23 protein-coding genes and 1 pseudogene are annotated in these 24,062 nt (G+C 62.4%); 14 read left to right on the forward strand and 10 right to left on the reverse strand.

Annotated elements, in window-relative coordinates; genetic code table 11:
• From nuoI to nuoN, 6 genes are read left to right on the forward strand one after another with little or no spacing between them, the layout of a single operon-like run.
• Positions 1-549 (forward strand): NADH-quinone oxidoreductase subunit NuoI, encoded by a 549-nt coding sequence (nuoI, locus tag HDC32_RS05215; RefSeq protein ID WP_003174725.1) that lies wholly within the window; start codon positions 1-3, stop codon positions 547-549.
• Positions 550-558: 9 nt separating this feature from the next.
• Positions 559-1,062 carry an NADH-quinone oxidoreductase subunit J gene (gene nuoJ, locus HDC32_RS05220; RefSeq protein ID WP_003174726.1) on the forward strand — a complete coding sequence of 168 codons (504 nt, stop codon included), beginning with the start codon at positions 559-561 and terminating at the stop codon, positions 1,060-1,062.
• Positions 1,063-1,064: 2 nt separating this feature from the next.
• Positions 1,065-1,373 carry an NADH-quinone oxidoreductase subunit NuoK gene (nuoK, locus tag HDC32_RS05225; protein WP_003174727.1) on the forward strand — a complete coding sequence of 103 codons (309 nt, stop codon included), beginning with the start codon at positions 1,065-1,067 and terminating at the stop codon, positions 1,371-1,373.
• Entirely contained in the window at positions 1,370-3,223 is a 1,854-nt protein-coding gene (gene nuoL, locus HDC32_RS05230; RefSeq protein WP_184742771.1) for an NADH-quinone oxidoreductase subunit L, read from the forward strand. The genes nuoK and nuoL overlap by 4 nt, the downstream gene beginning before the upstream one ends.
• A 39-nt stretch (positions 3,224-3,262) precedes the next feature.
• A complete protein-coding gene (gene nuoM / locus HDC32_RS05235; RefSeq protein ID WP_048728604.1) occupies positions 3,263-4,795 on the forward strand; it encodes an NADH-quinone oxidoreductase subunit M in 1,533 nt (510 codons plus the stop codon).
• 7 nt (positions 4,796-4,802) lie between these two features.
• On the forward strand, positions 4,803-6,266 hold the full coding sequence (gene nuoN, locus HDC32_RS05240; protein WP_003174731.1) for an NADH-quinone oxidoreductase subunit NuoN: 1,464 nt from the start codon (positions 4,803-4,805) through the stop codon (positions 6,264-6,266).
• A 125-nt stretch (positions 6,267-6,391) separates the two neighbouring features.
• Here nuoN and HDC32_RS05245 read toward each other — a convergent pair whose 3' ends face one another.
• Together HDC32_RS05245 and HDC32_RS05250 are read right to left on the reverse strand one after the other, a co-directional pair.
• Positions 6,392-7,144: an outer membrane beta-barrel protein gene (locus HDC32_RS05245; protein WP_184742773.1), complete on the reverse strand. Its 753-nt coding sequence runs from the start codon at positions 7,142-7,144 to the stop codon at positions 6,392-6,394.
• 123 nt (positions 7,145-7,267) lie between these two features.
• Complete coding sequence (locus tag HDC32_RS05250) at positions 7,268-8,107, reverse strand: arylamine N-acetyltransferase (protein ID WP_184742775.1); 840 nt, start codon at positions 8,105-8,107, stop codon at positions 7,268-7,270.
• Positions 8,108-8,227: 120 nt separating this feature from the next.
• Between HDC32_RS05250 and HDC32_RS05255 the strand changes: the two genes are divergently transcribed.
• Positions 8,228-8,464 (forward strand): DUF6555 family protein, encoded by a 237-nt coding sequence (locus tag HDC32_RS05255; protein ID WP_027606320.1) that lies wholly within the window; start codon positions 8,228-8,230, stop codon positions 8,462-8,464.
• A 30-nt stretch (positions 8,465-8,494) separates the two neighbouring features.
• Here the strand turns inward: HDC32_RS05255 and HDC32_RS05260 are convergent, their stop codons facing one another.
• Together HDC32_RS05260 and HDC32_RS05265 are read right to left on the reverse strand one after the other, a co-directional pair.
• Complete coding sequence (locus HDC32_RS05260; protein ID WP_184742777.1) at positions 8,495-8,695, reverse strand: DUF6021 family protein; 201 nt, start codon at positions 8,693-8,695, stop codon at positions 8,495-8,497.
• Positions 8,696-8,707: 12 nt separating this feature from the next.
• A complete protein-coding gene (locus tag HDC32_RS05265) occupies positions 8,708-8,887 on the reverse strand; it encodes a hypothetical protein (protein WP_131698072.1) in 180 nt (59 codons plus the stop codon).
• A gap of 133 nt (positions 8,888-9,020) precedes the next feature.
• On the opposite strand from HDC32_RS05265, the gene HDC32_RS05270 reads away from it, so the two are divergent.
• Positions 9,021-9,542 carry a DUF3087 domain-containing protein gene (locus HDC32_RS05270; protein ID WP_184744104.1) on the forward strand — a complete coding sequence of 174 codons (522 nt, stop codon included), beginning with the start codon at positions 9,021-9,023 and terminating at the stop codon, positions 9,540-9,542.
• A 1-nt stretch (position 9,543) separates the two neighbouring features.
• On the opposite strand, the gene HDC32_RS05275 is transcribed toward HDC32_RS05270, so the two are convergent.
• From HDC32_RS05275 to HDC32_RS05285, 3 genes are all read right to left on the reverse strand, one after another.
• Positions 9,544-10,677 (reverse strand): MFS transporter, encoded by a 1,134-nt coding sequence (locus HDC32_RS05275; RefSeq protein WP_184742779.1) that lies wholly within the window; start codon positions 10,675-10,677, stop codon positions 9,544-9,546.
• 57 nt (positions 10,678-10,734) lie between these two features.
• Complete coding sequence (locus HDC32_RS05280; RefSeq protein WP_131698075.1) at positions 10,735-12,102, reverse strand: MFS transporter; 1,368 nt, start codon at positions 12,100-12,102, stop codon at positions 10,735-10,737.
• 119 nt (positions 12,103-12,221) lie between these two features.
• Positions 12,222-13,085: a Dyp-type peroxidase gene (locus HDC32_RS05285; protein WP_184742781.1), complete on the reverse strand. Its 864-nt coding sequence runs from the start codon at positions 13,083-13,085 to the stop codon at positions 12,222-12,224.
• A 151-nt stretch (positions 13,086-13,236) separates the two neighbouring features.
• Between HDC32_RS05285 and HDC32_RS05290 the strand changes: the two genes are divergently transcribed.
• Positions 13,237-14,853: an NADP-dependent glyceraldehyde-3-phosphate dehydrogenase gene (locus HDC32_RS05290; protein ID WP_131698077.1), complete on the forward strand. Its 1,617-nt coding sequence runs from the start codon at positions 13,237-13,239 to the stop codon at positions 14,851-14,853.
• 105 nt (positions 14,854-14,958) lie between these two features.
• On the forward strand, positions 14,959-16,020 hold the full coding sequence (locus HDC32_RS05295) for an FUSC family protein (protein WP_145337651.1): 1,062 nt from the start codon (positions 14,959-14,961) through the stop codon (positions 16,018-16,020).
• A gap of 168 nt (positions 16,021-16,188) precedes the next feature.
• On the opposite strand, the gene HDC32_RS05300 is transcribed toward HDC32_RS05295, so the two are convergent.
• Positions 16,189-16,947 carry a TetR/AcrR family transcriptional regulator gene (locus HDC32_RS05300; RefSeq protein WP_131698079.1) on the reverse strand — a complete coding sequence of 253 codons (759 nt, stop codon included), beginning with the start codon at positions 16,945-16,947 and terminating at the stop codon, positions 16,189-16,191.
• Positions 16,948-17,309: 362 nt separating this feature from the next.
• On the opposite strand from HDC32_RS05300, the gene HDC32_RS05305 reads away from it, so the two are divergent.
• From HDC32_RS05305 to HDC32_RS05320, 4 genes are read left to right on the forward strand one after another with little or no spacing between them, the layout of a single operon-like run.
• Positions 17,310-18,014 carry an ABC transporter ATP-binding protein gene (locus tag HDC32_RS05305; RefSeq protein ID WP_131698080.1) on the forward strand — a complete coding sequence of 235 codons (705 nt, stop codon included), beginning with the start codon at positions 17,310-17,312 and terminating at the stop codon, positions 18,012-18,014.
• On the forward strand, positions 18,011-19,210 hold the full coding sequence (locus tag HDC32_RS05310; RefSeq protein ID WP_145337650.1) for an ABC transporter permease: 1,200 nt from the start codon (positions 18,011-18,013) through the stop codon (positions 19,208-19,210). The genes HDC32_RS05305 and HDC32_RS05310 overlap by 4 nt, the downstream gene beginning before the upstream one ends.
• A complete protein-coding gene (locus tag HDC32_RS05315) occupies positions 19,203-20,681 on the forward strand; it encodes a TolC family protein (protein ID WP_184742783.1) in 1,479 nt (492 codons plus the stop codon). Before HDC32_RS05310 ends, HDC32_RS05315 begins: the two co-directional genes overlap by 8 nt.
• Complete coding sequence (locus tag HDC32_RS05320) at positions 20,671-21,912, forward strand: efflux RND transporter periplasmic adaptor subunit (protein WP_184742785.1); 1,242 nt, start codon at positions 20,671-20,673, stop codon at positions 21,910-21,912. The genes HDC32_RS05315 and HDC32_RS05320 overlap by 11 nt, the downstream gene beginning before the upstream one ends.
• 20 nt (positions 21,913-21,932) lie before the next feature.
• Here HDC32_RS05320 and HDC32_RS05325 read toward each other — a convergent pair whose 3' ends face one another.
• Positions 21,933-23,327: an FAD/NAD(P)-binding protein gene (locus HDC32_RS05325; RefSeq protein ID WP_184742787.1), complete on the reverse strand. Its 1,395-nt coding sequence runs from the start codon at positions 23,325-23,327 to the stop codon at positions 21,933-21,935.
• 12 nt (positions 23,328-23,339) lie between these two features.
• Positions 23,340-23,903 (reverse strand): annotated as a pseudogene (locus HDC32_RS05330) (ABC transporter ATP-binding protein); the annotation flags it as partial.
• Positions 23,904-24,062 lie beyond the last annotated feature (159 nt).

Consider the following 24,062-nt stretch of genomic DNA (forward strand, 5'->3'; position numbering starts at 1 on the left):
ATGTTCAAATATATTGGCGACATCGTTAAGGGTACCGGTACCCAGTTGCGAAGCCTGGTGATGGTTTTCGGCCATGGCTTCCGCAAGCGCGACACCCTGCAATACCCGGAAGAAGCGGTGTACCTGCCGCCGCGCTATCGCGGCCGCATCGTACTGACCCGCGACCCCGATGGCGAAGAGCGTTGCGTGGCCTGCAACCTGTGCGCCGTGGCGTGCCCGGTGGGTTGCATCTCCCTGCAGAAAGCTGAAACCGAAGACGGTCGCTGGTACCCGGACTTCTTCCGCATCAACTTCTCGCGCTGCATTTTCTGCGGCCTCTGCGAGGAAGCTTGCCCGACCACCGCGATCCAGCTCACACCGGATTTCGAGATGGCCGAGTTCAAACGTCAGGACCTGGTGTACGAGAAAGAAGATCTGCTGATCTCTGGTCCCGGTAAAAACCCTGATTACAACTTCTATCGTGTTGCAGGTATGGCCGTTGCCGGTAAGCCGAAAGGCGCCGCACAAAACGAAGCCGAGCCGATCAACGTGAAGAGCTTGCTGCCTTAAGGAAGAAAGATGGAATTCGCTTTCTATTTCGCATCGGGTATTGCAGTGGTGTCCACGCTTCGCGTGATCACCAACACCAACCCCGTGCACGCCCTGCTCTACCTGATCATTTCGCTGATCGCCGTGGCCATGACCTTCTTCAGCCTCGGCGCGCCGTTCGCCGGTGTGCTCGAAGTGATCGCCTACGCCGGCGCCATCATGGTGCTGTTCGTGTTTGTGGTGATGATGCTCAACCTCGGGCCGGCCTCGGTCGCCCAGGAACGCGTCTGGCTCAAGCCCGGCATCTGGCTCGGCCCGGTTGTCCTCGCAGCGCTGCTGCTGGGTGAACTGCTGTATGTGCTGTTCGCTCACCAGAGCGGCCAGGCCATCGGCCACACCACCGTGGACGCGAAAGCCGTGGGCATCAGCCTGTTCGGCCCGTACCTGCTGGTGGTCGAACTGGCTTCGATGCTGCTGCTCGCCGCAGCCATCACCGCCTTCCACTTGGGCCGTAACGAAGCCAAGGAGCAATGACGATGCCTGCTATCCCTTTGGAGCATGGTCTGGCGGTCGCCGGCATCCTGTTCTGCCTTGGCCTGGTCGGCCTGATGGTTCGCCGTAACATTCTGTTCGTGTTGATGAGCCTGGAAATCATGATGAACGCTGCGGCACTGGCGTTCATCGTTGCAGGTGCACGTTGGGGCCAGCCGGATGGACAAGTGATGTTCATCCTGGTGATCAGCCTGGCAGCCGCCGAGGCCAGTATCGGCCTGGCGATCCTGCTGCAACTGTATCGTCGCTTCCACACGCTTGATATCGACGCTGCCAGTGAGATGCGCGGATGAACATGATCTTTCTGACTTTCGTATTTCCCCTGATCGGTTTCCTGCTGCTGTCGTTCTCTCGCGGACGCTGGTCGGAAAACCTTTCGGCCCTGATCGGTGTGGGCTCCATTGGCCTGTCGACCATTGTCGCCGCCTACGTCATCTGGCAATTCAACGTGGCGCCGCCGGAAGGTGGTCACTACACCCTGGTGCTGTGGCAGTGGATGTCGGTGGAAGGCTTCAAGCCCAACTTCGCCCTCTACGTCGACGGCCTGTCGATCACCATGCTCGGCGTGGTCGTCGGCGTGGGCTTCCTGATCCACCTGTTCGCGTCCTGGTACATGCGCGGTGAAGCGGGCTACTCGCGCTTCTTCTCGTACACCAACCTGTTTATCGCCAGCATGCTGTTCCTGGTGCTCGGCGATAACCTGTTGTTCCTGTACTTCGGTTGGGAAGGCGTGGGCCTGTGCTCGTACCTGTTGATCGGTTTCTACTACAGCAACCGCAACAACGGTAACGCGGCACTCAAGGCATTTATCGTCACCCGGATCGGCGACGTGTTCATGGCCATCGGCCTGTTCATCCTGTTCCAACAGGTGGGCACGCTGAACATCCAGGAACTGCTGGTGCTGGCACCGCAGAAATTCCAGGTCGGCGACTTCTGGATCACCCTGGCGACCCTGATGCTGCTGGGCGGCGCCGTGGGTAAATCCGCGCAACTGCCGCTGCAAACCTGGCTGGCGGATGCGATGGCCGGTCCTACCCCGGTGTCGGCACTGATCCACGCCGCAACCATGGTTACCGCCGGTGTCTACCTGATCGCCCGTACCCACGGCCTGTTCACCCTGGCGCCGGACATCCTGCACCTGGTGGGCATCGTCGGCGGCGTGACCCTGGTACTGGCCGGCTTCGCCGCGCTGGTGCAGACCGACATCAAGCGTATCCTCGCCTACTCGACCATGAGCCAGATCGGCTACATGTTCCTGGCCCTGGGCGTCGGCGCCTGGGACGCGGCGATCTTCCACCTGATGACCCACGCCTTCTTCAAGGCCCTGCTGTTCCTGGCCTCCGGTGCGGTGATCGTGGCCTGCCACCACGAGCAGAACATCTTCAAGATGGGCGGCCTGTGGAAGAAACTGCCACTGGCCTACGCCAGCTTCATCGTCGGTGGTGCCGCCCTGGCCGCCCTGCCGCTGGTGACCGCCGGTTTCTACTCCAAGGACGAAATCCTCTGGGAAGCCTTTGCCAGCGGTAACCAGAACCTGCTGTACGCAGGCCTGGTGGGTGCGTTCATGACCTCGCTGTACACCTTCCGCCTGATCTTCATCACCTTCCACGGTGAAGCCAAGACCGAAGCACACGCAGGCCACGGCATCTCCCACTGGTTGCCACTGTCGGTGCTGATCATCCTGTCGACCTTCATCGGCGCCCTGATCACCCCGCCACTGGCCGGTGTACTGCCGGAAAGCGCCGGCCATGCCGGCGGCGCCGCCAAGCACAGCCTGGAAATCGCCTCGGGCGCCATTGCCATCGCCGGTATCCTGCTGGCGGCCATGCTGTTCCTCGGCAAGCGTCGCTTCGTGACCGCCGTGGCCAACAGTGGCATCGGCCGTTTCCTCTCGGCCTGGTGGTTCGCGGCCTGGGGCTTCGACTGGATCTACGACAAACTGTTCGTCAAGCCATACCTGGCCATCAGTCACGTGCTGCGTAAAGACCCGCTCGACCAGACCATCGGTTTGATCCCGCGCGCGGCCAAAGGCGGTCACACCGCCCTGAGCCGTACCGAGACTGGCCAATTGCGTTGGTATGCAGCTTCCATGGCGGCCGGTGCCGTGCTGGTGATCGGCGCCATCGTTGTGGTAGCGGTCTGATATGAACTTTGCGAACTTGCGAAAGGAAACGAGCCCGTCATGATTCTGCCCTGGCTAATCCTGATCCCCTTTATCGGCGGCCTGCTCTGCTGGATGGGTGAACGCTTCGGCGCCACCCTCCCCCGCTGGATTGCGTTGCTGACCATGTCCCTGGAACTCGCACTCGGCCTCTGGCTGTGGGCCCATGGCGACTATTCATTTGCTCCGGCACCGGGTGTCGATCCAACGTTCGCGCTTGAATTCAAGCACGTGTGGATCCAGCGCTTCGGCATCAACGTGCACCTGGCCCTCGATGGCCTGTCGCTGTTGATGATCCTGCTGACCGGCCTGCTGGGTATCCTCTCGGTACTCTGCTCCTGGAAAGAGATCCAGCGTCACGTGGGCTTCTTCCACCTGAACCTGATGTGGATCCTGGGCGGCGTGGTCGGCGTGTTCCTCGCCCTCGACCTGTTCATGTTCTTCTTCTTCTGGGAAATGATGCTGGTGCCGATGTACTTCCTCATCGCGCTCTGGGGTCACAGTTCTTCGGACGGCAAGAAAACCCGGATCTACGCGGCGACCAAGTTCTTCATCTTCACCCAGGCTTCCGGCCTGATCATGTTGGTGGCGATCCTGGGCCTGGTACTGGTCAACTTCAACAGCACGGGCGTGATTACCTTCAACTACGCCGACCTGTTGAAAACCAAGATGTCCCTGACCACCGAGTACATCCTGATGCTGGGCTTCTTCATCGCCTTCGCGGTGAAGCTGCCGGTGGTGCCGTTCCACTCCTGGCTGCCTGACGCTCACGCCCAGGCGCCGACCGCCGGTTCCGTGGACCTGGCCGGTATCCTGCTGAAGACGGCGGCCTACGGCCTGCTGCGTTTCGCCCTGCCGCTGTTCCCGAATGCCTCGGCCGAGTTCGCGCCGATTGCCATGACCCTCGGTCTGATCGGGATCTTCTACGGTGCGTTCCTGGCGTTCGCGCAAACCGACATCAAGCGTCTGATTGCCTTCTCGTCCGTTTCCCACATGGGCTTCGTACTGATCGGCATCTACTCCGGCAGCCAGCTGGCGTTGCAGGGTGCAGTGATCCAGATGTTGGCCCACGGTGTCTCCGCCGCCGCACTGTTTATCCTGAGTGGCCAGTTGTACGAGCGCCTGCACACCCGTGACATGCGTGAGATGGGCGGCGTGTGGTCGCGCATTGCGTACCTGCCGGCGATCAGCCTGTTCTTTGCCGCCGCCTCCCTGGGCCTGCCGGGTACCGGTAACTTCATCGGCGAGTTCCTGATCCTGATGGGTGCCTTCGTGCAAACGCCGTGGATCAGTGCCATTGCTACTTCCGGCCTGGTATTCGGTTCGGTCTACTCGCTGATCATGATCCACCGCGCCTACTTCGGCCCGGCCAAGTCCGACGCCGTCCTGAAAGGGATGGATGCTCGCGAACTGATCATGGTGCTCGGCCTGGCGGTATTGCTGATCTACATCGGCGTATACCCGCAGCCGTTCCTGGACACTTCTGCCGCAACGATGCATGGCGTGCAGCAGTGGTTCGGCACCGCCTTCTCTCAACTCGCTTCGGCCCGGTAAGAGCGCTATGGAATTCACGATCCAACACTTTATCGCGCTTGCGCCGCTGCTGATCACCAGCCTCACCATCGTGGTGGTGATGCTGGCGATCGCCTGGCGCCGCAATCATTCACAAACGTTCCTGCTGTCCTGTGCCGGTTTGAACCTGGCCTTGCTGTCGATTATCCCGGCACTCAAGGTCGCGCCACTGGCGGTGACCCCGCTGATGATGGTCGATGACTTCGCGCTGCTGTATATCGCGCTGATCCTCGTCGCCACCCTCGCCTGCGTCACCCTCGCCCACGCCTACCTCGGCGAAGGCGGCACCGGCTACCCGGGCAACCGCGAAGAGCTGTACCTGCTGATCCTGCTGGCTGCGGCCGGCGGTATCGTGCTGGTCAGCGCTCAGCACCTGGCCGGCTTGTTCATCGGCCTGGAACTGCTGTCGATCCCGACCTACGGCCTGGTGGCCTACGCCTTCTTCAACAAGCGTTCCCTGGAAGCCGGCATCAAGTACATGGTGCTGTCGGCCGCCGGTTCCGCGTTCCTGTTGTTCGGTATGGCCCTGCTCTACGCCGAAGCCGGCAGCCTGAGCTTCACCGGTATCGGTCACGCCCTGGCGGCCACCAACAGCCCCGCGCCGATTGCCCAACTGGGCCTGGCGATGATGCTGATCGGCCTGGCGTTCAAGCTCTCCCTGGTGCCGTTCCACCTGTGGACCCCGGACGTGTACGAAGGCGCCCCGGCGCCGGTGGCGGCGTTCCTGGCGACCGCGTCCAAGGTCGCTGTGTTTGCGGTGATGGTGCGTCTGTTCCAGATCTCGCCTGCCGCCAACACCGGCGTGCTGAGCAACGTGCTGACCGTGATTGCCATCGCGTCGATCCTGTTCGGCAACCTGCTGGCGCTGACCCAGAACAACCTCAAGCGTCTGCTGGGTTACTCGTCCATCGCTCACTTCGGCTACCTGCTGATCGCCCTGGTGGCGAGCAAAGGCCTGGCCGTGGAAGCCATCGGCGTGTACCTGGTCACCTACGTGATCACCAGCCTCGGCGCGTTCGGCGTGATCACGCTGATGTCCTCGCCTTATAAAGGCCGTGACGCCGACGCCCTGTACGAATACCGCGGCCTGTTCTGGCGCCGTCCGTACCTGACCGCCGTACTCACCGTGATGATGCTGTCCCTGGCCGGTATCCCGCTGACTGCAGGTTTCATCGGCAAGTTCTACATCGTCGCTACCGGTGTCGAAGCCCACGAGTGGTGGCTGGTTGCGTCCCTGGTGCTGGGCAGTGCCATCGGCGTGTTCTACTACCTGCGCGTGATGGTCACCCTGTACCTGATCGAGCCAAACCTGCGCCGTGTGGATGCCGAGCTGCACTGGGAACAGAAAGCCGGTGGCGTGATGCTGCTGGCTATCGCCCTGCTCGCCTTCTTCCTCGGCGTGTACCCACAACCGTTGCTCACCCTGGTGCAGCACGCGGTGCTGGGGGTTTGATCGCTTAGCGGTATGTGAGTCAACAGAAACGGCGCCTTCGGGCGCCGTTTTTGCGTTCTGGGCTGACCTGCAATAGCTCAAAAAAAACGCCCCGAATGTTCGGGGCGTTTTACGTTGCAACCGCGTTAAAACGCGATGCCTACCTTGACCCCGTACTCATCCCGCTTGAGCCGAGTGTTATCGGCCACTTCGGAATCACCGTCTAGCTTGTATTCGGTGCGGGTGTAGTAAAGGCCCGCCATCACCGGCAGGTCGCCCTTCTGGTTCATCAGCAGGCTGACTTCGGCGTAAGGGTTGGTGCGGTCCTTGAGGTCTACGGTATCGCTGCCCACGCCGTCCACCTTGAGCTTCGTACGACCATCAAGGGTGCGACGCGCACCCGCTTCAAAACGCAGCGTCATGTCATCGAACTGATGGTTGTAGCCCAAGGCTGCCTTGGCGAACGGCGACTTGTTGGTGAGTTCCATGTCGTAGTCGTTCGAGTCCAGCTCATAGCGGGTCCAGCTGTAACCGCCGCCAACGATCACGTCGACAAAGTTGTGCGCATCCAGCGCGGCACGCCAGCCGAGATCCAGGTCGGCCTGGCCTTCCTTGAGTGTGTTATCACTCTTTTTACCGTACTTGGCTTCCACGCCTGCCTGGTAGATAAAGCCCGACTCGGCGGTGAGCTTGTTGCCGAAGTTGTAGAAAAGGCCGGCTTCGGGCATGTGGTCCTTATCACTTTCACTACCGCCTTCGAGCTTGAAGTCGTTGTAGCTGCCCAGAATCCCAAAGGTAGAAATCGGGTCAGTGGACGGTGCGGCGAACACCACGGCTGGCGCGGCGACGAGCGCCAGCAGTGAGGAATGCTTGAGGAAGTTTCCGAATAGTTTGGACATCGCTTACATCTCCTTGTCTGGTGGGCAAATTATTCAGGAAACGCTTCGAACCCGGGTTGGCACCAAAGGTTCGAAAAAATTTGCCCCCTCTTGGAGGTAAAACGGTTCAGCGATGGCTCTAGATCAATACTCCTGGCGGGCAGCCATTACCAAGCCATCAAGGGTTGAATCCAGCTGAGGGTGAACCGGCACGCGAATCCCAAAAGTAGTGCCCAGCACTCCCAGCAGTTCGTCGGCGCTCTGGATCACGCGCTTGTCACTCGGCCGATCCAGGTAGTGAATCGCATAATGGGCGTTGTTCAAGGTGTGGCGTTCGCCCGCTGCCAGGCGTGCGACTTTCAATTGGCCCAGGAACGGCGAACCTGGATGGGTCGAGACGTACCAGTTACCGATTTCGTAGTCGATGTCTGCCTGCACTTGCAGGTCGAACACATACAAGCCACGCCATTCCCCCGCGACCTCGGCCCACAAGGTGTAGCTGCCCTCCTGCTCATTGAGCGCCAGGCGATACGGCTCATGGGCCGTGGCCTGAACGGCTTGTGTGTGCAACTGCAACGGACTGCTGGGCACCATGCCACCAAAGCCGACGTCGGTGACGTAACGCACGCCGTCCAGTGTCACCAGGCTCAGGCGATGGGTACGCGCCGTGCGCGCCTCCGGTGGCCCGCCCATCACCACCCGGCCGGTAATGCCGCGTGCATCAAAGCCCAACTCTTGCAACAGCGCCAGGAACATCTGGTTCAACTCATAGCAATACCCACCCCGCCCCTCGAACAGGACTTTCTGCTCGACGCTGCGCAAGTCGATCGGCACCGGCAGACGCAGCAGGGTCGACAGGCTTTCAAAGGCGAAGGTGCACACATGACGCAGTTGCAAATCCCGCAGGGTCTGCAGGGTGGGCGGTGGTGGCGAATCGTAACCCAGGCGTTGCAGGTACAGACGGCTGTGGTTCAGGAGGGTCATGGCGCGATCCTTGGGCGCGGAAGGGAGGGGTCACTATGCCGCGCAAGCATGCAGATTGTCATTTTGAGTGAACCTTTTTAAACCGTTCCCTATCCATCTATAACAAGACAGGGAGGCAACATGAGTACCGCAAAAATCTACACCATCCACTACCAACTGCACGGTCAACCGAAGTCCTTTGTGGTGCGTGCCGAAGTGATGAACAACGCCGAGGCGTGGCACTGGGCAGCCGTTGACGCTGACATTGCGCATGTCAGTCGTATCGGCCGGGTTGGTCATGAACAGGTGAAAAAAACCACGCGCCCATGGGCCGAGAAGTACGGCATCACCGACGTCACCTGGATGCCGCCCAGATAAAAAAAGCCCCGCTCAATGGCGGGGCTCAGTTCATTTTTTCAAGTCGCCCAACGGATCGTAGGGCGGCTTTTTTTTCGCCTCTTCCTTGTCCTTTTTATCCAGCGGCGCGATGGCCGGACCTACCGGATCAACCTGCGGATCTGCCACATCCGGTGAGTCCGGATCAAATCCCAACTCATCCTTGCCGCTGGCGTGTTCGTTGGAGGGGGGTCCATCCGAGCGATTGTTCATCATGGTCTCCTGTTATAGGGGGCGAGCTTTGTCGTGAAGATTTTCCAGGTCTTGTTCGACGCGCTCCACATCATCCTGTGCATCACGCTCTTTCGGGTCATTGGGGCGCAAGGCATCGTTGTCACGCTCTTCTTCACCGGGGGTGCGATCTGGGTCGGGTGTACCGGGCGGTGGCTGCTTGTATTCGGGCATGGTGGTTCACCTCAAAGGGAGTACACCGGTTTAGAGAAACTGCCCCAGATCATGGTTCAACTTGATTGCCCCACCGCTGACCGCTGGCCATGAGAAGATGCCACTCCCTACCCGCCCTGGAGACCTGGACCGGATGTTCGAGCTCAAACCCTGCGACCCCGTCACCTACCGCCAACAGACCCGCCGCAGCACACTGATCGTAGCCGTGCTGTTCATGGCCTTGGCCATGCTGCTGTCGAGCCTGGCGGTAATGCTGTTCGGCGAACCCGGCGGTGACAACGTGCGCTTCAATGTCGGCGGCGTATTCGCCGGGGTGTTGATTACCCTCGCCCTGGTGCGCGGCCCGTTCTGGAGCCAACCCTGGCTGGCGCCGGCCGTGTATGGCTGGCAGCTCAAGCGCAACCTGATGCGCGTGACCAATGTGATGCACACCGTCACAGAGCGGGTGCAGGCCAATGACCCGACGGCGATCAAGGTGCTGCGTTTCTACCATTTGGGGCTGACGCAGATGCATGAACTGGATGCCAACTCCAGCGCCCAGGCGCAGTTGGTCGGCGAAATGAACGCGCATAAAAACAAGATGCAGGCACTGGGGATGGACACCGAGCAGACCCGTTTCGACCCCACCTGGCTGGAAGGCTTGAAAAGCGCGTAAGTCAGTCGCCAGCCACACGCGTACGCCAGCAAAACAGCGCACTCACCGCAATCGCAGCGCCTGCCACGCCAAACACCAGGGGTGCCGAGGCCACCGGCAACAGCAGGCCCGCCAGCAGTGGCCCGAGGCCCGCGCCGATATCACGCCATACCGCGTTGGACGCCAGGGCCGACACCCGCATCGAACCGGGGTTGCGCTCGGCGACCAAGGTGGTCACCAGGGGCAGTTGCAACGCGCGCAGCACCAACACCGCTGCCGCGCCGACAACCACCCAATAGCTGCCGAACGCCGTCAAGGCCAAGGCACTCATGAACGAAAACAGCAACAACATCGAGGTGGCGCCAAAGCGCTGCGCCGCGCGGCCGCCCAGGGGGCTCAGGAGCATTTCCGAGACATAACGCAGGGCCATCAAGCCGCCCGCGATCAGCACCGCGTCGCCGCCGAGCAGCTTCTGCGCCTGGATCGACAGGCCGAAAATAAACAGTCCGTCCAGCGCCACGCCTTCGATAAACGACCACATCGCCACGCTGTCGGGCCATTGGAAGCGGCGCCCGGGGGTACTGTGCAAATCATGCCCGGCGCTGGGCAGGCTGCGCGCCATCCACAGCCCCACCAGGCAACAGCCGGCGAGGATCACAAAGATCGGCCGCGGCCCGGCCCACAGCGTTAGCCAGCCACCCAACGGCAACGCCAGCATCGGCCCCCAGGCGATCAACGCCCGCGATCGCCCTGCCCGCCGCGCGGCGCCCTCCGGTTCGGAGGTGGCCAATACCTGGGTCGACAGGTTCAACGCGGCAAAACACAGGCCCCACACCAGCCGCAGCCCCAACAATGCGGCAAAACCCGACAGCACCGAATTACCCAGGGCACACAGCGTTGCGGCACCGGCGGCGATCATGCAGCTCAGGCGATCACCGTTGCGCGCGTAGAAATTCAGCACATGCCGGTAACCGAAAATCCGCACCAGCCGGTTGGCCGCCAGCAACACCCCGGCCTGGGCGAGCGTGATGCCGAAGGCCTGGGACTCCATGGGCAACAGCAGATAGAGCAACACGTCACTGGGCAGGCATAAAGCCAGGGTCAACGCAGCGCGGCGGGAATGGGTATCAGCAGTGCGGAGGGCCAGGCTGGACATAAATCTGAAACATCCCGAAATATTCAGGTCGCCACGGTAGCCCTCCCGCCGCAGGTTTTACAACGGCTTTTTCCCGTAAGGCAGCAGACGCAGGCCGCTGGCCACGGCGCCCACCAGCGCAAACACACAACCCAGCCATAGCGCATACAGCGGGCCATTGCCCAGGGACAGGTGGAAACACAGCGCCACCAACGACGCCCCCAGCGTCTGCCCCAGCAACCGCGAAATCGCCACGATGCCGCTGGCCCCGCCGCTGCGCGCCAACGGCGCACTGGTCATCAAGGCTTTGAGGTTGGGCGACTGGAAGAAGCCGAAACCGGCACCGCACAGCGCCATGCGCCAGCCGATATCGAAGGCCGATGCGCCGTTGCCCAAGGTCGCCAACGCGGCCATCCCCACGCTCAACATCAACAGCCCGATACCACACAGCAGGCCCAGGGACACACGGTCAGCCAGGCGTCCAGCGACCAGGGCCATGACCGCCACGACCGCCGGCCACGGCGTCATCAGGAACCCGGTTTCCACCTGGCTATGCCCCAGCATCGCCTGTAGCAGAAAGGGCAGCGACACAAAAGCCAGGCCCTGGGCGCTGAAGGCGCAGATCGCCGTGAGGGAAGACAAGGCAAACACCGGCCGCTTGAACAGATCCAACGCCAGCATCGGCGCCGGGTGACCGGCCTGCCGGCGCAGCAGTAACGCGCCACACACCAGCGCCACTGCTATCAAGCCAAGGGTCAACGCCCCCTGAGCACCGTGCACCGCCGTGCCCAACCCCAGCACCAGCAAGGCGAACAAACCCGCACATAGCAGGGCCGCGAGGCGGTCGAAGGCATGCCCGGTCATCGGCAGGGTCGGCAATGAACGCAGGCCCAATGCCAGGGCCAACAGCCCCAACGGCACATTGATCAGGTACAGCCAGTGCCAGGTCGCCACCGACAGAATCGCCGACGCCGCCGTGGGCCCCAGGGTAAACGCCAGCCCGACCACCAGCGAGTTATAGCCCAGGCCACGCCCGAGCATTTTTGACGGGTAGATATGCCGCAGCAACGCCGTATTGACACTCATGATCGCCGCCGCACCCAGCCCCTGCACCACACGGGCGGCGGTCAGGCTGACCAGCGAGCCGGCCAGCCCGCAAAACAGCGACGAGACGATAAATAGCAGCAACCCGCCGAGATACACGCGGCGGTGCCCGAGCACATCGCTGAGCGATGCAAACGGCAGCACCGTGGCGATAATCGCCAACTGGTAAGCGTTGACCACCCAGATCACCGAGGCGGAATCGGTGCCAATCCCTTCGGCCAGGGTCGGCAACGCCGTGTTGACGATGGCCGTGTCCAGCGTCGCCATGCCGATTCCCAGGGAGATCGCGATCACGGCTGGCAGGCGTTTATTGAGGGGCAGCCCATCGGCAACAGAAGACATGAACAATCCGCACAGGTGGCAAAGGTGTCTAGATTACGGGCAGCCGGGGATTTTTTCAGTGGGGCATTGCGTGGCTGTGCGAATTTTCATGTTCAGCCACACACCACAGGTAAAGGCGATCAGCCTGCCAGTGCACTCAGGTCCAGGCGCCCACCGAGGGTCGGCGGGCACCAGTAGTAGCCACCGGTCAACGGCGTGCTGATCCGATACAGGCCATCGACAATCCCGTCTTCCAAGCCGCTCATGCGGCGCAGTTGCGCTTCGAACGCATCGAAGGAATGGCCGAATGCAAGGAACATCAACCCGGCCTGGCCGTTTTCGGCCCAGGGCATCGAGCGGCGCACCACGAAGGCTTCCGGGGTGAAGCTTTCCTGGGCGGTACGCTTGGTGTGGGCGGATTCGGGAGCGTCTTCCAGCTCTTCGTTGTCGCCATGGCGGCGGCCGATGATGTGGTCGCGTTCCTGGGCGGGCAACGCGGCGAAACCATCGAGGTCGTGTTGCCATTGCTGGATCGCGGCGAAGCTGGCGCCGCTGTCGGTCAGGGCGGCGTCAACGGCGGCGTCGTCGTGGGGGTTTTCGGTGCCGTCTTCGTAGTCGGTGAGGTCGAAGCCAGTCTTGTAGCGGAAGCCTTCGGTCGACTGCACCAGGCGAAACGCCGGGGCCAGGGCCTTCTCGAAAGCGCGACTGCGCAGCAGCAACTCGCCGCGATCGACGCCATGCAGCCACACCCACAGTGCCTGCTGGGTGGACGGGTTGTGCGCGCCCGGCGCGCTCACGGCAGGAAAGCTGCGCAAGCCATCAATCGTTGCACCCAGCGCGTTTACCAGCGGCTCGCCAAATCCGACCACTGCCGCCGAATCGGTCAACTGCACCAGCGCGTCCAGCGCAGCGGGCACGGCTGCCAGGGTATCCACGACAAAAAACAGATGGCGTGCCTGCAAAGGCACCGGTGCGGCAAGAATGCCCGGCTGGTACTGACTCATGTGAACTCCTTCAAGAAAGGCGCGCAGTCTACTATCTCGAAGAGCAGGCCACACGCCCCGGTGCGTACTGCAAAGCGCACAAGCCTTGCCATAGAGCCCTGTGTTGGGTGACTCTCTAGTCATATTTTGCAACTATTCCAGGGGAAGTGACATGACCACCAGCAACCTGCTCGACCAGCTGTTTCCCACCAGCGTCGCCGATATTCCCGAGCAATACCGCCTGGCGGCGCCCATCGAACAGCGTGATTACCTGGTCAACGGCCAGTTGCAGGTGTGGAACGGCCCCTTGGCCCAGGTGCAGAGCCCGGTGCAATTGGGCGACCGCCGCGTGGTGATCGGCAGCACCCCGTTGCTGGACGCCGACACCGCCCTCACCGCCCTCGATGCCGCCGTACGCGCTTATGACCGTGGCCAGGGTGAATGGCCGACGATGCGGGTGGTGGAGCGTATCCAGCACGTCGAGGCATTTTTGCGACGTATGCGCGAACAGCGCGACGCAGTGGTCAAGCTGCTGATGTGGGAGATTGGCAAGAACCTCAAGGACTCACAGAAAGAGTTCGACCGCACCTGCGACTACATCACCGACACCATCAATGCCCTCAAGGAACTCGACCGCCGCAGCAGCCGCTTCGAGCTGGAACAGGACACCCTCGGGCAAATCCGCCGCGTCCCCCTGGGCGTGGCGCTGTGCATGGGCCCCTATAACTACCCGCTCAACGAGACGTTTACCACGCTGATCCCGGCGCTGATCATGGGCAACACCGTGGTGTTCAAGCCGGCCAAGCTCGGTGTGCTGTTGATTCGACCGTTGCTGGAGGCCTTCCGCGACAGCTTCCCGGCCGGGGTGATCAACGTGATCTACGGCAGCGGCCGCGAAACCGTCAGTGCGTTGATGGCCAGCGGCAAGATCGACATCTTTGCCTTTATCGGCACCAACAAGGCCGCCAGTGACTTGAAAAAACTGCACCCCAAGCCGCACCGCTTGCGTGCAGCACTGGGCCTGGATGCGAAAAACCCCGGCATCGTGCTGCCGGAGGTGGACCTGGACAACGCCGTCAGCGAGGCCGTCACCGGCTCGCTGTCCTTCAATGGCCAGCGTTGCACCGCGTTGAAAATCCTGTTTGTGCATGAAGACGTGGTCGACAGCTTCATCGAGAAATTCAACCGCAAACTGGAGACCCTCAAGCCCGGCATGCCCTGGGAAGACGGCGTTTCACTGACACCGCTGCCGGAAGTCGGCAAGGTGGATTACCTCAACGAGCTGGTGGCCGATGCGCAACAACACGGCGCCCAGGTGGTGAACGCCAATGGCGGTACCCGCCGGGGTTCGTTCTTCTACCCGGCGGTGCTGTACCCGGTGAACCCGCAGATGCGCGTGTACCACGAGGAACAGTTCGGCCCGGTGGTGCCCATCGTGCCCTACCGTGATCTGGAGACGGTGATCGAGTACGTACTCGACTCGGACTTCGGCCAGCAATTGAGTATTTTCGGCACCAACGCCGTGGAAGTCGGGCGCCTGGTGGACACCTTTGCCAATCAGGTCGGCCGCATCAATATCAATGCCCAGTGCCAGCGCGGGCCGGACACGTTCCCGTTCAACGGGCGCAAGAACTCGGCCGAGGGCACGCTGTCGGTACATGACGCGCTGCGCGTGTTTTCGATCCGCACCCTGGTGGCGACCAAGTTCCAGGACAGCAACAAGGCGCTGGTCAGCGACATTCTGCGCAACCGCGACTCAAGCTTCCTGACCACCGACTATATCTTCTAAGGGCAATACCGATCTCAATGTGGGAGGGGCGGTGCGACGTTTCGACTTGTCCCCTCCCACATTTGGATTGTGTACATCTCCAAAACCGAGGCCACTTTAGTACTGATGAACCTGCCACTCTTCGCCCGGCGCCTGCTGCGCCCCCTGCTCGACCCGTACCGCCGCTATCGCCACGCCAAGCTGATCCACGCCGTGCGCGTGTCCATTGGCCTGCTGGCGACGATCCTGCTGACCACCGGCATCAACCTGCCCCATGGTGAATGGGCGTCGGTGACCATGCTGATTGTGATCGGTGGCTTGCAGCACCACGGCAATATCGGCAAGAAAGCCGTGGAGCGCGCCTACGGCACCTTGATCGGCGCCAGCGTCGGCTTGTTGCTGGTGGTGCAACAGGCCTACTTCGGCCAACCGCTGTTGACTTACCTGTTGATGTCGGTGGTGTGCGGGTTCTTTTCCTATCACGCCATCGGCAAGGGCGGCTACATCGCGCTGTTGTCGGCGATCACGGTGTTTATCGTCGCCGGGCACGGTGACAATCCGATCTCGGATGGCTTGTGGCGCACGGTCGACATCCTGATCGGTATCGTGCTGGCCCTGGCGTTCTCCTTCGCCCTGCCGCTGTATGCGGTGTACTCGTGGCGCTACAACCTGGCCAGCGCGTTGCGTGACTGTGCCGCGATCTATAGCCGGATCATCAATGGCCAATCGGTCACTGACGATGAACACCTCAAACTGCTGAACCGCTTGAATGCGGCGATGCTGCAATTGCGCTCGCTGATGCCGTCGGTGTCCAAGGAAGTGCGGATTTCCATGACCGAACTGGACGCCATCCAACGGCACCTGCGCATGTGCATGAGCACCCTGGAGATTCTCGGCAACACGCGACCGGACCCGCGCGATGAACAGGCGATGGCGCGTATGCAGGTGATGCTGAAAGCCGAGCACCGGCAGATTCGAGTGCAACTGGTGGGGATGGCGCGGGCATTGAAGTCGGGGGTCACGGAGCGGCTGGAGCGGCCCAGCCCTATCACCGGCGGCGAGCCCACGCTGGATGCGCCGGTTTACAGTGCGCTGGATGGGTATCGATTGTTAACGGTGCAACTGGCGGCGAATGTGGACGCGATGCGCCAACGACTGGCCAAGAGCGCCGGGCGTTGGAGGATCTAGAAAGGTGGCCCGTTGACCTGTTTACTCACATCAACACTTTCACACTTTCTCTTACATATTTTTCACGTTTTATTCACATCCCGAGACGTAGTGTGAAGCCTCATCCGTTACAAATGTTGCACATCAAGCCCGCCGCCCCAGCGGGCTTTTTTTTGCCTGGGATTTGAGTTAACGCGAGGCCTTCGCGGCCGGCGCGGCCGCTTGCTCACGAATGGCGCGCTGGGTATCCAGCACCTTGGCCAGCGCGTGTTCGGCTTCCGGGCTTTGCTGCGGCACACGAATCGCCGCCGAGACCAGGGTGATCAGCTTGGCCATCACTTCAGCGTCGGTCGCCGGGCGGCCCAGGCTCATGGAGTTCATCAGCAGGCGCAGTTCGGTACCCGCCATGACCCCGGAAATGGCCTTGAGGGCAAATTGCAGGCGCACTCCCAGCTCATTGCGCGGCAAGTCCGGCAAGGCCAGCGCGAAGGCTTCGAAGAAGCGCTGGAACACCGGCTGGTAATGCACCTTGAGGTATTCCTGGATAAACGGCGAGGTGTCGCTATACACCCGCCCGAGGAAACGGATGAACGAACGCCCTTCCCCACTGGCACTGGCCGGGTCGCTGCGCTCCAGGCCCATGGCCGGAGCGAAGAGCACACCGAGCAAGGTGTCGCAATCAAGCGGGCCATCGGACTCGGCTTCACAACGCGCCAGCAGTTCCAGGCGCTGCTCGTTGAGCGGCTCCAGGCGTTGCATCAGCAGGGTCTTCATCAGGGAATCCTTGTCCCCGAAGTGGTAGTTCACAGCGGCCAGGTTCACCTGGGCGCGCTCGGTAATCTGCCGCAACAACACCGCGTCATAACCGTACTTAATGAAGAGAGCCTCTGTCGCATCCAGCAATCGAGTCTTGGTAACGTTTGGAGCGCTGAGTTTCTTCGCGACCATAAGGGTTCCACGGCGGAAATATTGTTTTAAAAAATAATTTGATTTTTTATACCGGTGCGGCCGTTCGAAAGCAAGTAGTGACACACCGCTATGCTATCCAAAGCCTTTGCCAATGGGCACTTTGAGGGCAGTCCCAGGTATTTTGGCAGCCCACCACACCGACGGGTGAAATCATTTCAAAGCGTAAAACCGCTCTACACCCACGGCTGGCGAAGCGCGGGGAACCCGGTTAGTATTCAAACAATATTTTAAAAACAAGAAATAAAACCAGTCCGAGACGCGAACCAGCTAGCTCCCGAACTTGTTACAAAGATTTACAAAGGGGGCAGGACGGCGGCGTCGAGACTGCAGGCGTAGTCACGATGACAGATACCCGCGCGCACCCAGGCTTGATTTCCCTGCAAGGTATCGGCAAGCGCTATCAGCTCGCCGGGCAGGAACTGACCATTCTCAATGAGGTGTGCCTGTCCATCGATCGCGGTGACAGCTGCGGCATCCTCGGCGCCTCGGGCTCCGGCAAAAGCACCCTGCTCAATATCCTCGGCCTCCTGGACTTGCCCAACAGCGGCCAGTACCACTTTGCCGGCCACGATATCTTCAGCGCCTCCCCGGACGAGCTGGCGGCGATCCGTAACCAGCAGATCGGTTTTGTGTTCCAGAGCTTCAACCTGCTGCCGCGCCTCAGCGCCTTGGACAACGTCGCCCTGCCCCTGAGTTATCGCGGCGTGTCCCGGCATGAATCAGTGGCGCAGGCCCTGCGCATGCTCGAACAGGTCGGGCTGGCGGAGCGCGCCCATCATCGTCCCGCCGACCTCTCCGGCGGCCAGCGCCAACGTGTGGCGATTGCCCGAGCATTGGTGGGCAAGCCTTCGGTGATCCTGGCCGACGAGCCCACCGGCAACCTCGACAGCAGCACCGCCCAGGACATCATGGACCTGCTCCTGGCCCTGAACCGCGAGCAACAGGTCACGTTGATCATTGTCACCCACGACCCGCATATCGCCGAGCGCCTGGAGCGCAGGATACTGGTGCGCAATGGCGTGGTACACGAGGCCGACCGCCTATGAGCCTGCGGGTCGAACAGAGCTTCAGCCAATTGCTGCATGAAGCCTTCGTCAGCCTGCGCACCCTGGGCAAGCGCTCGGTCCTGGCCCTGCTGGGCATCGTCATCGGCAGTTCGTCGGTGGTGGCGCTGATCAATATCGGCCATAACGCGGCGGTGGATGCCGCGATGATTTTCAAGGACATGGGCACCGACACCCTGGTCGCCCAGTTCCCGCCCAAGGGCAGCAGCACCGTGCCGACGCCCGCGAAGCTCGACTTGGACGCCGTGCGCCAGGCCGTGCCGGGCATTGCCCATATCGGCGCACTGACCTTGTTCAGCGGGCCCATCGTGTTCCATGGCCGCACCACCAACGCCAACCTCGTCGGCAGCACACCGGACATCCAGGCGGCGATGCGCCTGGTGGTACGGCAGGGGCGCTTCCTGTCGAGCTTCGACGCCAACGAAACCTACGGCGTGATCGGTGACCAGGTGGCCCAGGCCCTCGGAACGCCGGGCGATCCGCTGCAACTGGGCGACCGCGTGCGCATCAACGACTACCTGTTCCTGGTGGTGGGCATTCTGCAGAACCAGCCCAGGGCAATGCTGATGCCGGTACAGGCCAACGATTCGTTGTTCATTCCCGCCGAAGGCATGCGCCGCATCTATGCCATGCCGCAGATCGGCAATGTGATCATCCGCGCCGCGCCCGGTCAGGACATGGAGCGCATTGCCAAGGAAGCCGCCAGCGCCTTGCAGACCCAGCTCACCGACCACACTGTCGACATCCAGGTGCCCCAGCAAATGATCGACGGCATGACCCGGCAAAGCCGCACGTTCGCCTACCTGCTGCTGGCCCTCGGCGCCATCTCCCTGGTCGGCGGCGGTGTGGGGGTGATGAATGTGATGCTGATGAACGTATCGGAGCGCCGTCGTGAGATCGGCATTCGCATGGCCCTGGGCGCTCGCCAGCGCGACATCCGCAACCTGTTCCTGCTCGAAGCCGTTACCCTCACCGCCGTCGGCGCGCTGTGCGGCGCGGTACTCGGGATGACCGCCGCGTGGCTCTATGCCTGGCTGTCGGGCTGGCTATTTGACCTGGCCGCTGCCGCCCTGCCCCTGGGGGTGGGCAGTACGTTGCTGGTGGGCCTGTTCTTTGGCATCTACCCGGCTGTCTCGGCCTCACGGTTGCAGCCGGTGGAGGCCCTGCGTGATGAATAAATGGCTCTGGCTACTCGCGCTGATCAGCCTGCCCGTCGGGGCGGCCGATGTGGTCATCAAGCCGTCGGCGCCGAGTACCACCCGCAGCGGTTACGACCGGGGCGTGTCCTTGAATGCCCAGGTCACCACCATGACCCTGGGTGACGCCGTGTACCTGGGCCTGCGCAACAACCCGGCGATCCGCAGCGCTTACCTGCAGCGGGTCGCGCAGAAATTCGACCTGCGTGTCGCCGAAGACGTGTTCAACCCCAAGCTCACCCTCAACAGCTATTACCGCAGCACCCGCGGCTCCCAGGACAGTGCGCGCAATGCCAACGTGGCGCCGGCCACCAGTTTGCTCAGTGAGTACGGCACCCGCTTGAGCATGGCCTGGACCCAGCAATTGAACAACGCCGACCGCGCCGGCCGTTACCGCAGCGACGGCCTCGACCTGGCGATCATCCAGCCGTTGATGCGCGGTGCCGGCTGGGACGCCACCACCGCACCGCTGCGCCTGTCACGCCTGTCGGAGCAGGCCAACCGCCTGAACCTCAAGGCGACCGTGGCGCAAACCATCAGCCAGATCATCGCCACCTACCGCGAACTGCTGCGGGCCCAGGAGCAACTGAGCATCGTGCAGGACGCCCTCAAGCGCTCCGGCACGCTGCTTGAAGTGAACAAGGCGTTGATCAGCGCCGGGCGCATGGCCGAGTTCGAAATCGTGCAGACCGAAGCCGACATCGCCACCCAGCAACTGGGCGTCGAAGAAGCGCAGAACCAACTGGACACCAGCCGCCTCGCCCTGCTGCGCCTGCTGGCCCTGGACCTGTCCACACCGATTCGCGCCAGCGAAGCCCTGGAGGCCAAACCCATGCAGATCGACAAACGCCAGGCTTTCAATCTGGCGCAGACCCAGCAACCGGAATACCTCGCCGCCCTGCTCGGCAGCCAGCAGGCCGACCTCAACCTGGTGATCGCCAAGGACTCCGGGCGCTGGCAGGTGGACCTGGTGGCCGGCGCGAACCAGATACGCGACGCCTACAATAACGACGGCGGCAGCACCAACAACCGCACCTGGGACAGCTACGCCGGGGTGCAGGTGCAGATCCCCATCGGCGACATCAGCACACGCCAGGCCGAAGTGCGTGCGCGGGTCAACGTGGAGGACCAGGAGATCCGCATCACCGACGCCCGCCAGGAACTGGAGCGCAGCGTCAACGACGTGGTGCGCGACCTCGGCACCCGCTGGCGCCAGTATGAAATCTCCCAGCGCGCGGTGGAGTTGTCGCGGCGCAAGATCGAGATCGAACGGGAAAAGCTCAGCGCCGGGCGCTCCACCAACTTCCAGGTGCTGAGTTTCGAGACCGACCTGCGCAATGCCGAAAACGCACAGCTCAACGCGCTGATCGCTTATTTGAACGCCCAGACCCAGCTCGACTTGACCCTGGGCATGACGCTGGAAAGTTGGGAAATCGCCCTCAATGACTATTAAACAGAAAGGCCTGCTGGGCGCTGTATTGATCGTGCTGCTGGCGGGCGCCGGGCTGGCCCTGCGCAGCCCGGCCGAAGGCCCGGCTGCCACCGGCGAGCAATGGCTGGCGGTCAAGCCCGACCCGCTGGTGCACCAGATCGGCCTGGTGGGCAAGATCGAACCCGACACCACCCTCACCCTCACCGCGCCGTTCGACGGCAATGTGCAGGCCAACCTGGTGGAGCAAGGCCAGCGAGTCGAGGCCGGCCAGGTCCTGCTGCGCATGGACCCGGCCACCCTTGAAGTACAATTGCGCGACGCCCTCTCCGCCCAGCTCAAGGCAAGGCGCACCGTGCAGGAAATGCAGGACTGGGACAGCGGCCCCACCGTCAGCCGTGCGCGCCGCAGCCTGCGCACCGCCGAGATGACCGCCGGCAACACCCAGCGCAAACTCATCGAAAGCGAAAATCTGTTCAAGCGCGGCATCATCCCGCGCAACGAGCTGGACGACCTCAAGCAACAGACCCAGCAACAGCAGCTGGACCTCGCCTCTGCCCGCAGCGAACTGCAGCAGGCCCTTGATCAGGGCAAGGGCGAGTACCGCCAGATCGCCGACATGGAACTGACCAACGCCACAGTGAAATACGAGGCCTTGCGCACCCTGCTCGAAGGCAAAGAGGTGAAGGCGCCGTTCTCCGGCATCGTGGTGCCCGCGCCCGGCAATAATGCGCCCCAAGGCGGCAACGCGAACGCGCCCATTCAGGCCGGCAGCAGGGTCAGCCAGGGCCAGGTGCTATTCGGCCTGGCCAATATCGAGCGGCTGAAGATCGTCGCCAAGGTCTCCGAGCTGGACATCAACCAGTTGCACCAGGGCCAGGCGGTGGAAGTGCTGGGCGATGGTTTTGACGGCGAACGGCTGAGCGGCTCGGTGAGCGTGGTCAGCGGCCTGGCGATTGCCGGCGACAGCCAGGGCAGCGCGCAGTTTCCGGTGACCCTGTCGATCCCCAGGCTGACCCCGCAACAGTTGCAGCGCGTGCGGCTGGGGATGAGTGCGCGATTGACCATCGTCACTTACAACAACGCGCAGGCGATGGTGATTCCGAGCGAGGCAATCCAGGCGGATAGGACGGTGGAGTATCGAGAAACGATGGATAAGCCGGTGGAGCGCGTGAAGGTGACCACCGGGCAATCGACGCCGCAGGGGGTGGAAGTGTTCGGCCTAAAACCCGGCTTCGTAAAGACCTCAAGATAAATAGAGATCCCCTCCCACATTTAGAAATGCGCCAACTTCGATGCCAATGCCTTGGCCTGAAGGGCAACATCCGTTACCGCCGTGCTCTCCCACCACATCCCCCTCAACGGCGGGCCCATGGCGAACAATCGCGCGCTGACCTGGCCCTGGGCATCCAGCACTGCGCCGGAGGTGTCCGCCGCAATCCCCAACGCCAACGGCCCGGGCGTGATCAGCCCGCGCTTGAGCAACTGCTGCGGCAACGGCCGGGCCACGCGGCGCCAGTCGTATTCGATGCCGCTGGAGTTGATCAGCGCTGCGCCCGATACCTGAGTGATCGCCTGTTCGCCCCGATAACGCAAACGAATGGTCACGCCCTCACCCGCAGGCTCCAGCCCCTTGAACGACGCCGCACGAATCCGCAACCGCCCCTCTTCATGCAGCCTTGCCACCAACTGCGCACTCAACGGCGGCGAGCGGTGGTGATGGCTTTCCCACCAGGGCCGTACATGCCGCACGAACTGACGTTTCTGGCCCTCGCTGGCCTGGCTCCACAAACGCCCGATATGGGCGCGCACCGTGTCCAGTGGCGCCTGCCAATCGATACCCTGCGCCAGCGCCAGGCGGCATTGGCGACGCACCTCGCGCAGCAGTTTCCGCGGGCTGCGCAAGGCGTGGTCAGCGGCGAGGAAATCGTCCCAGCCCGGCGGTTGCCGGCGCACATGGGGCAACAAACCGTGGCGTGAAAACACCTCGATGGGCCCACGGTGCCCGGCCTGTTCCAGGGACACCACGGCGTCCACCATGGTCAACCCGGAGCCGATGATCAGCACGGGCGCCTGCGGGTCGAGGTGGGTCATGGCCTGCACGTCCCAGGGGTCCACGGCGGCGGCGTTCAACCCGCTGGATTCGGTCTGCGGCGTGCGCGCCGCCGGGAACATGCCGGTGGCCAACACCGCGTGGGCACCACGCAGTTGTTGGCCATTGTCGAGGGTCAGCAACACTGAGTCGTCGCCAACTTGCAGGTCGACGACTTCGGCGCGGATATGCTCGACGGTGGACGCCGACAACGCCTTGGCTTCAGCCAGCCGTTGCTGCGCATACAGGCCAAAAATCCCGCGTGGCGGGAACAGTTCGCTGATGGGCACGTGCTGCTGGTCCGACTCGGGCCAACCGCCGGCGCCGATGTAGTCGGTGAGCCATTGGGTCAGGTCATCGGCATTGTCCGGGTCGACGCTCATGCGCGCGGCATTGCCGTTCAGGGTGTGGCCCAGTTCGACGGCGCTGTAGGCCTCGCCACGCCCGAGTTCGGCGCGCGGTTCGATCACCAGGATCCGGCGCTGCCCAGGCAGGCGCAGCAGTTGCACCGCCAGCATCGTGCCGCTCAGGCCGCCGCCGATGATCAGGACATCAGCGTTGCGGAGGGATTCAGTCATGCACATTCGCCTTTACTGTTTACCCAGATAAATATCGTGCAAATCGCCCCGCGCCAACAGCTCGGCGGCGCTGCCACTCAAGGCCACGCGCCCAGTATCCAGCACGTAGCCCTGGGACGCATAGTTGAGCGCGACGTGGATGTTCTGCTCGGCGATCAGGAAGCTCACCTGCTGCTCGCGGTTGAGCTGCGCGATGATCTCGAAGATCTCCTGCACGATCATAGGCGCCAAACCCATGGACGGCTCGTCGAGCAGTACCAAAGTAGGATGGGTCATCAATGCGCGGCCAATGGCGACCATTTGCTGCTCGCCGCCGGACGTCAGGCCGGCGCGGGTGTGACGTTTGGTCTTGAGCCGGGGGAACCAGGCGTAGATGCGCTCCAGGTCTTGCTCCATGGCCTTGCGGCTCAGGCGCCGCACAAAGCCGCCGCTGCGCAGGTTGTCTTCCACGGTGAGCTGGCCGAATACATGGCGGCCTTCCAGCACATGCACCATGCCCTGGCGCACGCGCTGGCTGGGGTCGACGCCGGCGTATTCGAGCAGGCCCCGGCTGACCTCGGCGCGTTCGGCACGCAAGTTGTGCCCAGTGTTGCAGGTGTTCCAGGAGGGCCGTTGGTTCGTGCACGCTCATAGGGGGTTGCTCCTATTGGGGGGTGTGCGTGCGGTGGTCCGCTGGTTTGATTATTTGGATCGACACGGGACAACTGTGGGAGGGGCGGTGCGACGATTCGACTT

It is taken from the genome of Pseudomonas sp. JAI120 (assembly GCF_014207255.1).
Lineage (GTDB): Bacteria > Pseudomonadota > Gammaproteobacteria > Pseudomonadales > Pseudomonadaceae > Aquipseudomonas.